13 protein-coding genes are annotated in these 12655 nt (G+C 53.8%); 1 reads left to right on the plus strand and 12 read right to left on the minus strand.

The features are described from left to right. Nucleotides 1–4: 4 nt before the first annotated feature. The 12 genes from ACVB80_RS15565 to rpoE all read right to left on the minus strand — a co-directional run bounded on the left by ACVB80_RS15565 (nucleotide 5) and on the right by rpoE (nucleotide 10643). Entirely contained in the window at nucleotides 5–1321 is a 1317-nt protein-coding gene (locus ACVB80_RS15565) for a hypothetical protein (protein WP_481082200.1), read from the minus strand. A gap of 77 nt (nucleotides 1322–1398) precedes the next feature. After that, on the minus strand, nucleotides 1399–1779 hold the full coding sequence (acpS, locus tag ACVB80_RS15570) for a holo-ACP synthase (RefSeq protein ID WP_481082201.1): 381 nt from the start codon (nucleotides 1777–1779) through the stop codon (nucleotides 1399–1401). Between the two features lie 67 nt (nucleotides 1780–1846). Next, nucleotides 1847–2578, minus strand: coding sequence for a pyridoxine 5'-phosphate synthase (gene pdxJ / locus ACVB80_RS15575; protein ID WP_481082202.1), 732 nt, complete (start codon nucleotides 2576–2578; stop codon nucleotides 1847–1849). Next, nucleotides 2575–3288, minus strand: a complete 714-nt coding sequence (gene recO, locus ACVB80_RS15580; protein ID WP_481082203.1) for a DNA repair protein RecO — start codon at nucleotides 3286–3288, stop codon at nucleotides 2575–2577. Before recO ends, pdxJ begins: the two co-directional genes overlap by 4 nt. Before the next feature lie 153 nt (nucleotides 3289–3441). Continuing rightward, nucleotides 3442–4416 (minus strand): GTPase Era, encoded by a 975-nt coding sequence (era, locus tag ACVB80_RS15585; RefSeq protein ID WP_481082204.1) that lies wholly within the window; start codon nucleotides 4414–4416, stop codon nucleotides 3442–3444. Further along, complete coding sequence (gene rnc, locus ACVB80_RS15590) at nucleotides 4409–5086, minus strand: ribonuclease III (RefSeq protein ID WP_481082205.1); 678 nt, start codon at nucleotides 5084–5086, stop codon at nucleotides 4409–4411. Before rnc ends, era begins: the two co-directional genes overlap by 8 nt. Before the next feature lie 9 nt (nucleotides 5087–5095). Then, entirely contained in the window at nucleotides 5096–5995 is a 900-nt protein-coding gene (lepB, locus tag ACVB80_RS15595) for a signal peptidase I (protein ID WP_481082206.1), read from the minus strand. 104 nt (nucleotides 5996–6099) lie between these two features. After that, a complete protein-coding gene (gene lepA / locus ACVB80_RS15600) occupies nucleotides 6100–7893 on the minus strand; it encodes a translation elongation factor 4 (RefSeq protein WP_481082207.1) in 1794 nt (597 codons plus the stop codon). Between the two features lie 92 nt (nucleotides 7894–7985). After that, a complete protein-coding gene (locus tag ACVB80_RS15605; RefSeq protein ID WP_481082208.1) occupies nucleotides 7986–8489 on the minus strand; it encodes a SoxR reducing system RseC family protein in 504 nt (167 codons plus the stop codon). Beyond that, a complete protein-coding gene (gene rseB / locus ACVB80_RS15610; RefSeq protein ID WP_481082209.1) occupies nucleotides 8486–9442 on the minus strand; it encodes a sigma-E factor regulatory protein RseB in 957 nt (318 codons plus the stop codon). The genes ACVB80_RS15605 and rseB overlap by 4 nt, the downstream gene beginning before the upstream one ends. Then, nucleotides 9439–10038 carry an RseA family anti-sigma factor gene (locus ACVB80_RS15615; protein ID WP_481082210.1) on the minus strand — a complete coding sequence of 200 codons (600 nt, stop codon included), beginning with the start codon at nucleotides 10036–10038 and terminating at the stop codon, nucleotides 9439–9441. The genes rseB and ACVB80_RS15615 overlap by 4 nt, the downstream gene beginning before the upstream one ends. A gap of 26 nt (nucleotides 10039–10064) precedes the next feature. Further along, a complete protein-coding gene (gene rpoE / locus ACVB80_RS15620; protein ID WP_481082211.1) occupies nucleotides 10065–10643 on the minus strand; it encodes an RNA polymerase sigma factor RpoE in 579 nt (192 codons plus the stop codon). Between the two features lie 389 nt (nucleotides 10644–11032). Here rpoE and nadB point away from each other — a divergent pair, with 389 nt between their 5' ends. Further along, complete coding sequence (nadB, locus tag ACVB80_RS15625) at nucleotides 11033–12643, plus strand: L-aspartate oxidase (RefSeq protein WP_481082212.1); 1611 nt, start codon at nucleotides 11033–11035, stop codon at nucleotides 12641–12643. The last annotated feature ends 12 nt before the right edge of the window (nucleotides 12644–12655 follow it).

Here is a 12655-nt window from a genome sequence, read left to right on the forward strand (position 1 = left end):
CCACCTAGAACACAAAGGAAAGCGCCAGGGTGTACAGCTGTACATCCCGCGCTTCTCCGTTATCGGTGAGTTCAGTAGCCCACAGCCCAAGCCCGTCTTTAGTGAGGCTGACCCAGTCAGCCTGTGCCTTGAGGCTTACCTGAGACGTGATATCCCAGCGCAGACCCAGTGACAGGGTCTGCTGGTCAATCAGGGTGCGGTTCATTGCCACCAGGGCCCCCTGCTGCAGCGCACCCAGCCCGGGGGAAACCAGCCCCCAGTCAGTCTGCGCTGTTGCCGGTTCAGTATCACGGGTGAATAGCGAGCCAATAACGTAAGGGGTGAACTGGCCAATACGGTGGCCGGCCATCAGATAACCACCATGACCATTAGGCAAAATACGCCGGTCAGTCTCCACCCTGACCACTTCCGTCAGCAGATACCATAGCCCGTCACTGTACTCCAGACCGGCATGGATATAACGCACATTACCACCACTCACCATCAGGTCGTGCTGCATCTGCGCCGCTTCTGTGCCGACCGGCCCGGGTATGGTGGCCGCAACCAGTCCGAGTTGCTCTCCGATCTGCGCCATAGAAGCGGGGACTTCACTGTGAGATTCGAGCTGAGCATAAGAGAGCCGTGCTTTCCAGCTCTCCCACGCGGCAGTCAGGCTGAAGGCCATTGCGTGTTTGCCGGTAAAACGCAGGGACTCTTCCCCTTCCAGCAAATCAGTGGCTGTTCTGGTAATGCCGTATTGGGCATTGAGCGCCCAGTCCAGATCCAGTGCGCTGAAATGCCAGGTGATATCGCCACCATCCAGGCTCGGCAGCGGAACCCAGCCATATATCTCCATTGGCGCCCTGGCCCAGAGGTGAGCAAAATCCACCGCCCGGGTATCGGTATTGAGGAAAACATCATACCCCAGCCTGCCAAGACGGAGATCCCAGTGATCATCCGGCCGGTACGCAATAAAACCCAGTTTAAAGCCATCGGTCCACTCACTCCCGGCACGGTCTTCAATCACATACTGGGTGGTCACAGACCAGCTGGGGTCAAAACGGTAACTGAGCTGGAGGCCCAGTCTGGAGTCGGGAATAAATGAACCGCCGGAGTCCGGGTCTGCCGCCTGGTTAAGGTTGCCGATATAACCCAGAGTGTCATTGCCTTCATAAACATAAGCCAGGTTACCAAACCCGGATACCGAGCCATTACGCGACCAGGCTTCCTCCCAGTCAGCGGCCGCTGTGGGAGAAAGCAGCAACCCCAGTAAAGCCAGAATAGTGGCGCTGTAGGTCTGCCTGAACTGAAGGGGGGGGAAATAACGAAAACGTCCGTTCACTCTCTCTGCCTTTGCCGGAATCCTGCCATTGCAAGATGCTGAATCCTATAGAAAGAGTGTAGACCATAGTTGAAAGATCAGGACTCAAAGATCACGGTCGCTACCGCATAGCTGCGTTCGTCACTGATAGAAAGGTGAATATGATTAACGCCGGATGCTGCAGCCAGCTCCCTGGCCTTCCCTTCCAGCCTGAGCAGAGGCTTACCCAGCGCATCATTGCTGACGACAAAGTCGTGAAACGTTACGCCCTTAGCGATACCGGTACCGAGAGCCTTGGAGGCCGCTTCTTTGGCGGCAAAGCGCTTGGCGAGAAAACGCGCCTGCTGCTTTAAGCCCTGAAAAGTCTCCATCTCAGACACAGCCAGGATCCGCTTCGCGAACGCCTCACCGGTACGCTCCAGGGCTTTCTCAATTCGTTCAATTTCCGCAATATCGGTACCCAGACCCACAATTGCCATCGGTTGTTTCCTTTAAAAAAAAGGCCGTACAGAAACGGCCTTTGAAATGATTACACTGCGCGGCAAATCAGCGGCGCGCCTGCTCCATCACGGCTTTCATATCAGAAACCGCTTTGCTCAGGCCATCAAACACCGAGCGGCCGATGATCGAGTGGCCGATGTTCAGCTCGTAGATTTCCGGAAGAGCCGCGATTGGCGCAACGTTATGGTAAGTCAGGCCGTGACCGGCGTTAACCTTGATACCGATGCTGTCTGCGTAGCTGGCGCCGGCAGCGATCTTCTTCAGTTCACTGCTCTGCTCTTCATCGTTTTCTGCATCCGCATAGTGACCGGTGTGCAGCTCGATAAACGGCGCGCCACACGCTTTGGCCGCATCGATCTGTGCGCGGTCTGCGTCAATAAACAGGGAAACTTTGATGCCCGCCGCAGAGAGTTTTTCCGTTGCCGCTTTCACTTTTTCCAGCTGGCCTACCACGTCCAGGCCACCTTCTGTGGTCAGCTCTTCACGCTTTTCCGGTACCAGGCAAACAAATTCAGGCTGAGTCTGCAGCGCGATATCCACCATTTCATCGGTTACCGCCATTTCCAGGTTCATACGGGTCTGGATGGTCTCACGCAGAATGCGCACGTCGCGGTCTTTGATATGGCGGCGGTCTTCACGCAGGTGAATGGTAATGCCGTCTGCGCCTGCGCGCTCGGCCACTTCAGCAGCGTGAACAGGGTCAGGATATTTGGTACCACGGGCGTTACGCAGTGTGGCAACGTGGTCGATATTAACCCCTAAAAGAATAGAACTCATTTTCCAATACTCCGTGCGCGGGGAATAAACAATTCCCTGCTTTTTAATGGTTTTCCGCCCAAGTAAGGTTTGAGGGCGATTCTTGTAAATCGTTTGGCAGCCTGCAGCTGGCCTTTGGTCATAAAGCGCCGCTCGCTGATCGCGATCAGCTCGTCACCGGTAAAGGTCAGATTATCGCGTCTGACGCTGGCAATAAACCCCTTCTGCTCACGATAACGGTAGGTCATACCCGGCTCAACCGGCTCACCGGTACCGGCACAGTGCATAAAGTCTACCCCGTAACCCATGGCAGAGAGCAGCGCGAGCTCAAAACGGCGCAGCGCCGGCTCCGGGTTGTCATTTTGCGCCAGCTCGGTGAGCGCCTGAAGATAGTCGAGAAACAGCGCCGGATAAGGGGTCTCACTCTCCAGCACCCGGCCAAGCAGCTCATTCAGGTACATCGCCGAATACAGGGTGATGCCGCTGAGCGGGATCCCAAGGCTTATCGGTTCTGCCTGACGCAGGGTGCGCATCGAGCCCCGGCCGGACCATTTCAGCAGCAGCGGTACAAATGGCTGCAGCGCCCCTTTGAGGTTCGAACGTTTGCTGCGCGCGCCTTTGGCCATCACCGAGACCCGGCCGTATTCTTCGCTGAATACGTCCAGGATCAGGCTGGTTTCACTGTAGGGGCGGCGGTGAAGCACAAAACAACGCTGAAGTCCGTCTGACATGATCTTTGCCTGCCAGGAGCCATGGGTAATACCCGGCTCCGGCCACTCTGTTTCCGGTTATAAATTCTTTCCTGACCAAGCTTACACCACCCGGCAGGCACAGTGTTACACAAATAAAAAAGGAGCCGCAGCTCCTTTTTAAATCTTACCGGTTTATTCCAGGTCGTCGATGTAACCCAGGCTGCGCAGGGCGCGCTCGTCATCGGCCCAGCCGGATTTCACTTTCACCCAGGTCTCCAGGAAGACCTTACGGCCGAACAGCTCTTCCATATCCAGGCGGGCTTCACGGCCGATGGTTTTGATCTTCTCGCCACCTTTACCGATCACCATTTTCTTCTGGCCGTTACGCTCAACCAGGATCAGGGCGTTGATATGGAAACCGTCGGTTTCCGGATTGTAATCGAAGCGCTCGATTTCAACGGTTACCGAGTAAGGCAGTTCTTCACCGGTAAAGCGCATCAGCTTTTCACGCACGATTTCAGACGCCATAAAACGCTGGGAGCGGTCTGTCACGTACTCTTCAGGGAAGTGGTGCACCGCTTCCGGCAGGTGCTCGCGCACGTGCTTGCGAAGAACGTCGATGTTTTTATTGTGCTTGGCCGAGATTGGCACTACGTCAACAAACTCCATCTTCTTCGACAGGTCCATCATGTGCATCATCACTTCGTTGCGGTCTTTTACGTTGTCCACTTTGTTGACACACAGAACCACCGGGAAGTTGGCTTTTTGCAGCTTGTTGAACACCATCTCATCGTCTTTGGTCCAGTGAGTACCATCGACCAGAAAGAGCACCAGGTTCACATCACTCAGCGAGCTGTTCGCCGCACGGTTCATCAGGCGGTTAATCGCACGCTTCTCTTCGATGTGCAAACCCGGGGTATCGACGTAAATCGCCTGGTAATCCCCTTCAGTGTCCACACCCATGATGCGGTGACGGGTAGTCTGAGGCTTACGCGAGGTGATAGAAATCTTCTGCCCGAGCAGCTGGTTCAGCAGGGTAGATTTACCCACGTTCGGACGGCCAACAATGGCCACAAAGCCACAGTGCTGGTTTTCTGAAGTGGTTTGTTCAGAGCCCGGCTGGGATGCGAAGTACGCATCCAGGTCAAATTCTTTATCGTCAGACATTGGTCAGTAATCCTAATGCGGTTTCTGCAGCGGCCTGCTCTGCTTTACGGCGGCTGCTGCCTTTACCGATAACAGGCTGGTCGACCCCGGTGACTTCACAGGTCACGGTAAACTCCTGGTTGTGAGCTTCCCCTTTAATATTAGTCACACTGTAGACCGGCAGTGGTTTTCTGCGCCCCTGAAGGAACTCCTGCAGGCGGGTTTTCGGATCTTTCTGCGATACGCCCGGCTTGATCGAGTCAAGACGCTGCTTGTACCAGCTCAGAATGATCTCGCGCACTTTCTCGATATCACTGTCGAGATAGACAGCACCGATGATCGCTTCCACCGCATCCGCAAGGATAGAGTCGCGGCGGAATCCACCACTTTTCAGCTCACCTGGACCCAATTTTAAATAGTCACCCAGCATGAACTCACGGCCGAGCTCAGCCAGCGTATTCCCCCGCACCAGGGTCGCACGCATACGACTCATATCACCTTCATTCACTTTCGGGAAACGGTGGTACAGGTCATCCGCGATAACAAAACTTAAAATTGAATCGCCCAGGAATTCCAGACGCTCATTATGTTTACTGTTGGCGCTGCGGTGAGTCAGCGCCAGATTGATAAGCTCAGCGTTGTTAAACTGATAGCCGAGCTTTCTCTCTAAGGTTGCAATTTGAGAAGTCATACTCTCTCTTTAGTCAATTCCACCGATGCGGCTCAGGCGCACACCAGTCGGGATCCAGGATGGCAGAATGCTGTCCTGTCCACGTTCAAATTCAAAGCTGATCCAAATACCGACCGCTTTGCCTACCAGGTTGCCTTCCGGGACAAAGCCCCAGAAACGGCTGTCTTCACTGTTGTCACGGTTATCACCCATAACAAAGTACTGACCTTCAGGAACCACCCACTCAGCGACGCCCGGACGCGGTCTGAAACGCTCTACCGGGTTACGCACCAGCGGATGGATCAAAATTTCGTGGTTTACTTCACCCAGTTTCTCTTCCATCTGGATCAGAGAGATGCGTCCCTGAACAAAATCGCTCTCACGAACATTGCTGGTCGGCACCAGACTGCAGCTGCTCTCGCCTTTACGCTGCACACACAGCTGCTTGTCTTCTGAGTAGTAAACCGTATCACCCGGCAGGCCCACAACACGCTTAATGTAGTCGATGTTTGGGTTCACCGGGTATTTGAAGACCACGATATCACCGCGCTCAGGTTTGCCGGTTTCCACCAGCTGAGTGCGCCATACCGGGTCTTTCAGGCCGTAAGCGTACTTCTCCACCAGGATAAAGTCGCCAATCAGCAGAGTTGGCATCATAGAGCCGGACGGGATCTGGAATGGTTCATAAACGAAAGAACGCAGCATCAGTACCAGCGCGATCACCGGGAAAATGGAGACACTGTTTTCAATCCACCATGGCTGTGCCAGCACTTTGGCCTGAGCTGAAGCATCCAGCCCTTCCTGGGTTTGCGCCTCGATACCCGCCAGCTTCTGCTGACGCTGTTTGGCCCAAACCCACTTTTCCAGTGCCCAGACAATACCGGTCACCAGGGTGACAATCACCAGAATGAGAGAAAACGTATTTGCCATTTCGATCCCTTCGTTTTTGATCTTTCTTACAAAAGAAGAAAGGGCAGTTCCCTACCCTTTCCCTGTATTTTTGTTTCCAGTCCTGAGTAACTCCGGAAAACCGGTTACTCTTTGCCGACGTGCAGAATGGCCAGGAACGCTTCCTGAGGCAGTTCAACGTTACCGATCTGCTTCATGCGTTTCTTACCTTCTTTCTGCTTCTTCAGCAGTTTCTTCTTACGGCTGACGTCACCGCCGTAACACTTGGCGATTACGTTCTTACGCAGCTGTTTTACTGTCGAACGGGCGATGATGTGGTTACCGATCGCCGCCTGAATCGCGATATCAAACATCTGACGCGGGATGAACTCTTTCATCTTCTCTACCAGCTGACGACCACGGGTCTGAGAGTGACCTTTATGCGTGATCATCGCCAGTGCATCGACTTTATCACCGTTCAGCAGTACGTCTACACGTACCATGTCAGACGCTTCAAAGCGCTGGAAGTTGTAGTCCAGTGACGCGTAGCCGCGCGAGGTCGATTTCAGACGGTCGAAGAAGTCCAGTACCACTTCTGCCATCGGAATATCGTAAGTCACTGCAACCTGGTTACCGTGATAAACCATATCAACCTGAATACCGCGTTTTTCCACACACAGAGTGATCACGTTACCCAGGTACTCAGATGGCACCAGAATATTACAGCGGGCGATTGGCTCACGGATCTCTTCGATGTCGTTCACGGCCGGCAGTTTGGCCGGGCTGTCAACGTACAGCAGGGTGCCGTCAGTCTTCTCAACTTCATACACTACCGTTGGAGCGGTGGTGATAAGATCCAGATCGTATTCACGCTCCAGACGCTCCTGGATGATTTCCATGTGCAGCATGCCAAGGAAACCACAACGGAAACCAAAGCCCAGTGCCGCCGAGTTCTCCGGCTCGTAGAACAGAGACGCATCGTTCAGGCTCAGTTTACCCAGCGCGTCACGGAAGTTCTCGTAATCATCGCTCGATACCGGGAACAGACCCGCGTAAACCTGAGGTTTTACTTTCTTAAAGCCTGGCAGGGCTTCTTCACAGCCGTGTTTTGCCAGAGTCAGGGTATCACCTACCGGCGCACCCAGAATGTCTTTGATACCACACACTACCCAGCCTACTTCGCCGGTGCTCAGCTGGTCAGTATCGACCTGCTTAGGCGTGAAGATACCCAGACGGTCTACGCCCCACACCTGGCCGGTGCTCATGACTTTGATCTTGTCGTTCTTCTTCAGTACGCCATTTTTGATACGCACCAGGGAAACAACGCCAAGGTAGTTATCGAACCAGGAATCGATGATCAGTGCCTGCAGCGGTGCATCCGGGTCACCTTCCGGTGCCGGGATCGCAGAAACGATGTTTTCCAGCACGTCTTCCACGCCCAGGCCAGTCTTGGCTGAACAGCGGGTCGCTTCCATCGCGTCGATACCGACGATCTCTTCGATCTCTTCTGAAACGCGCTCAGGATCTGCTGCCGGCAGGTCGATCTTGTTCAGGATCGGCACAACTTCCAGATCCATTTCAATCGCGGTGTAACAGTTCGCCAGAGTCTGGGCTTCTACACCCTGACCGGCGTCAACCACCAGCAGTGCACCTTCACAGGCAGCCAGAGAGCGCGATACTTCGTACGCGAAGTCAACGTGTCCCGGGGTGTCGATGAAGTTCAGCTGGTACGTTTCACCATCTTTGGCTGTGTAGTCAAGAGTCACGCTCTGAGATTTAATGGTGATGCCACGCTCGCGTTCCAGATCCATTGAATCAAGAACCTGAGCTTCCATTTCACGATCACTCAATCCACCACAAACTTGGATTAAACGGTCAGATAGGGTCGACTTACCATGGTCGATGTGGGCGATAATCGAAAAATTACGAATGTGCTTCATAGCTTGGTGTGACTAAACTCTTGCAAATAGTAGACAGGTGAAACGCCGAAATTTGCCGACATTTCGTTCAAGTTGGCCGATTCTACCGAATTTCACGCCTTGTCGCTATCATCAAATGCGGCATTTACCACTAAAGGTTCACCCAGCACCCGGATAAGGCTCACCTGAGAGGGTGACTGGTGCTCCATCCGGCGTGCCCAAAAGCGCGCCAGGCCAAAGCCGGCAAGGGCAAAAAGAAAAGAGCAAACAATTGTAAATCCCTCTCCTCCCCCGATTAACGGCCCCAGCCACAGGTGGCTCAGCGCCGCACCGGCAAACAGGCCGAAAAGCGGAATAAGATAGACCACCGCCGCCGAGGTCAGCAGCTGTTTTTCCGGCAGGCCGATCTCCACTACATGACCTGGCTCCAGAGCCTTGTCAGTGGAGAGCCACCAGTTGTGCTGTTTGTTACCAATAGCTTTGGATACCACACCGGTACCACAGCTTTTCTGGGACGAGCAGTGTGAGCAGCTGGTCTGCTGCTCACAACTGAGTAATACGCGGTTTCCGTTTTGGCCCTGCTGAACTTCCTGCACAACAGCCAGAGCGGTCATCATTGTGAAGGCGCCTCAAACACCACCGACTGGGCAATGCGCTTGGCAGTAGCCGGTGGAATGTCACCCACCACAGAGATCTCTTTGTTGCCCTGAATATACGAATGCAGGGTACGGCGCCCCTGACGGACCAGCTGACCTTTCAGTGACAGATCGTCTTTATCGCTGACATACACCGAGTAACTGAACAGACCATCGCTGAACAGCTGACTCTCTACTACCTTGTTAGTTACCGCCATACGGTAGCGGTTAACGTGATTGGCAGTAAAACCTTCCGGCTTCCAGCTGACTTTCCAGTCTGTGGACTGCTTTTCGCTTTCCGGCAATGACAGCACTTCCGGCAGGGTGATCTCTTTCAGGCCGGAGAGAAGATCAAAGATCTTTTCATTCACCGCGTAAGAGATAGTACGGTACTGCTCCAGTACTTCGCCGTCACGATCCACCAGATCGGCACGCATCGGCAGGCTGCTGCGCTCATCAATCCACACCACGTAGGAGTAACGCTGGCCATCTTTCGGCACCACCCGGATCACCTGACACGGCGTGCCCGCTTCACGGGCGCGACCCAGCAGAACAAAGTCATAGTAGTCTTTAAGCTGCTCCACATCGCTGCGCAACATAGGGATCAGCGGCGCAACCATTTCACCCGACTCGATGGTGAACGGATCCACACCCGGCTCGATATAGCTGACTTCATCACCGCGACGGATCACTTCGCGGCTCGGGCCGCTCAGGTACACCAGATGGGCGTACTGCTGATCTTCTTTACTGGCATGGCGATACACCAGCGGCTCAATGCTGTTCTTTTTGATCAGGATATAAGAGAGTTCGTAGTTAAGTTGTTCACTGGCCTGGTTCATTTGATGCAACAAAGCCTCGGCAGAGACGGACTCTGCCGAGGCTGGGTTACTGATCAAACTGAACAGTGCCAGTGCACTGATCAGAGTTTTCTTCATTCGGTTACCGGTTCTTCCTGCAGGCCTGATTGCTCTGGTGCGGCCTGGTTACTGTTAAGACGCAGCTGCAGATTGTAATCCTGAAGCAGGGCGTTCACGCGACGGCGCTGCTCCATCAGTTGCGCTTCTGACGAAGAGATTTTGTCCGCTGTCAGGCTTACAGGCTCTGCGCTGCCGGCAATAGGCATGGTCTGCAGAACAGGAATATCACCCTGCGGCTGGCCGGTTTCGTCTACCGCACCATACTGCTGCACACCAACAATCACCGCCAGTGACACACACGCAGCCATAGCGACCTGACCAATCTGCGACAGCCAGGCTGGCATAGTGCGCCGGGCCTGTGCCGGTGTTGGCTGTGTTTCCGTTGCCGGAGTCACCACAGGTTTATGCGCAGGCTCGCTTTCCAGCGCCGCCATCACACCGGAGGCAATATCCCATTCCGGTTTTGCAGGCGCTTCGCCGCGCATCACATCGCCAATCAAATGATAATTCTGCCAAGACTTCTGACCTTCTGCATCGCATTCCAGATCACTGATCAGTGCCTGATCAATGCTTTCTCCATCCATGAGTGCTGAAAGTTGCTCTTTGTCAGCCATTATTTTCACCATTGTCATATTTGGTTTTAGCGCTCGATAAGCGGTTTGATTTTCTTCTCAACCGCTTCCCGGGCACGGAAAATTCGTGAACGTACCGTACCAACAGGGCAATCCATGACCTCTGCGATCTCCTCGTAGCTGAGGCCATCGAGTTCTCGCAATGTCATTGCCGTTTTTAAATCATCGGGCAGGGCTTCTATCGCTTCGAATACAACGTGTTTCAGTTCTTTGGACAACGTTAAATTCTCAGGGTTCGATATTTCTTTTAATGCACTGCCAGATTCGTAATATTCTGCTTCTTCCGCATCAAGATCCGTTGCCGGCGGGCGACGACCCTGTGCGACTAAATGGTTTTTTGCTGTATTGACCGCGATGCGATACAGCCAGGTATAAAATGCGCTTTCACCACGAAAGTTCGGAATTGCCCGGTACGCTTTAATAAATGCTTCCTGGGCCACATCCGGCACATCACCTGAATTGCTCACATAACGGGAAATAAGGTTGCAAACTTTATTCTGATATTTGATCACCAGTAAATTAAATGCCTGCTTATCCCCTCGTTGTACACGCTCTATCAATACCTGATCAGTTAACTGCTCGCCCATTCGAGCGTTTACTCCTATAGTTATTTGCCTTCGCCTGTCACAGGGATGAAACTAATTTTACTAAATGTAGTATTGACCACCACCGCTTACATGAGCACTATTGTGACCCAGTGTGGCGAAGAAAGTTCAGTCCATTGTCTTTTTTTTGCCAAATTTGTCCAGCAATGTGACACACCCTGCAGTGTAACAACTCACCGCGGCGCAATAAATTAATACGCCAGGGAAGACGAACCTCTTGTCTGCCATGTAAAATAAGGTCGCCAATAGCAGGTGAGCTATTAACCTTGGGCAGTGCGAACGATACCCATGTCAGAAACTCACTCTGATGCAGAGAGTTTCCGGGATTGGTATCGGAATCGCCCGAAAACAATTCAGGATGTTGAATTAATATGAACGCAAACCGTGAACATCAATGTGATGTATTAGTGGTTGGGAGTGGCGCGGCCGGTCTGTCGCTGGCACTGCGAGTTGCTCCTTATGGAAAAGTAATTGTACTGAGTAAAGGCCCGCGCAACGAAGGCGCGACCTATTACGCTCAGGGCGGTATCGCCGCGGTCTTCGATGAATCCGACAGCATCGAATCCCACGTGGAAGACACTCAGATTGCCGGTGCAGGGCTGTGTGAACAGGACACGGTAGAGTTCATCGCCAAAAACGCCCGCAAATGTGTGCAGTGGCTGATCGACGGTGGGGTGCCTTTCGACCGCGAAGACGACGACAATGACGACAACCCCCGCTATCACCTGACCCGCGAAGGCGGCCACAGCCACCGCCGCATTCTGCACGCAGCAGATGCCACCGGTATGGCGATGCAAACCTCCCTGCAGGATAACGTTCACAACCACCCGAACATTAAAGTTCTTGAACGCTACAACGCGCTGGATCTGATCACCGAAGACCGCATTGGCGGCGATAAAAAACGTGTGGTCGGTGCGTACGTCTGGAGCCGTAACCAGGAGCACGTGGAAACCGTTCGTGCCAAATTTGTGGTACTGGCGACCGGTGGCGCTTCCAAAGTGTATCAGTACACCTCGAACCCGGATGTTTCTTCCGGTGACGGCATCGCCATGGCCTGGCGTGCAGGCGCCCGGGTAGCGAACCTGGAGTTCAACCAGTTCCACCCGACCTGTCTCTACCACCCGGAAGCACGTAACTTCCTGCTGACCGAAGCCCTGCGCGGCGAAGGCGCACACCTTAAGCGCCCGGACGGTACCCGCTTTATGCCGGACTTTGACGAGCGCGAAGAACTGGCCCCACGTGATGTAGTTGCCCGCGCCATCGACTTTGAGATGAAGCGTCTGGGTGCGGACTGCATGTATCTCGATATCAGCCACAAACCGGCTGACTTTATTGCCAAGCACTTCCCGACCATTCAGACCCGTCTGCTGGATCTTGGCATCGATATGACCAAAGAGCCGATCCCTGTGGTACCGGCGGCCCACTACACCTGTGGTGGTGTCATGGTCAGCCAGCAGGGCCAGACCGACCTTGATCAGCTGTATGCAATTGGTGAGGTGAGTTATACCGGCCTGCACGGCGCTAACCGCATGGCTTCCAACTCACTGCTGGAGTGCGTGGTCTACGCCTGGTCTGCCGCCAAAGACATCATCAAAAAACTCGATGACGCACCTATGCCACCAGCTCTTCCTGCCTGGGATGAGAGCCAGGTAAACTGCTCAGATGAAGAGGTGGTTATCCAGCACAACTGGCACGAACTGCGCCTGTTTATGTGGGACTACATGGGCATAGTACGTACCGACAAGCGCCTGGAACGCGCACTGCGCCGCATTCAGCTGCTGCAGCAGGAAACCCACGAGTACTACAGTCACTTCCGGGTATCCAACAACCTGCTGGAACTGCGTAACCTGCTTCAGGTGGCGGAGCTGATGGTTCGCTGTGCCATGCAGCGCAAAGAGAGCCGCGGCCTGCACTACACTCTTGATTATCCGGAAATGGCCGAAGACAGCGGTCCGACCATTCTGACCCCGGGTGACTGGTAAACCCTGTGATTA

The sequence above is a fragment of the Vibrio sp. 9-16B-A1 genome, from assembly GCF_056726165.1.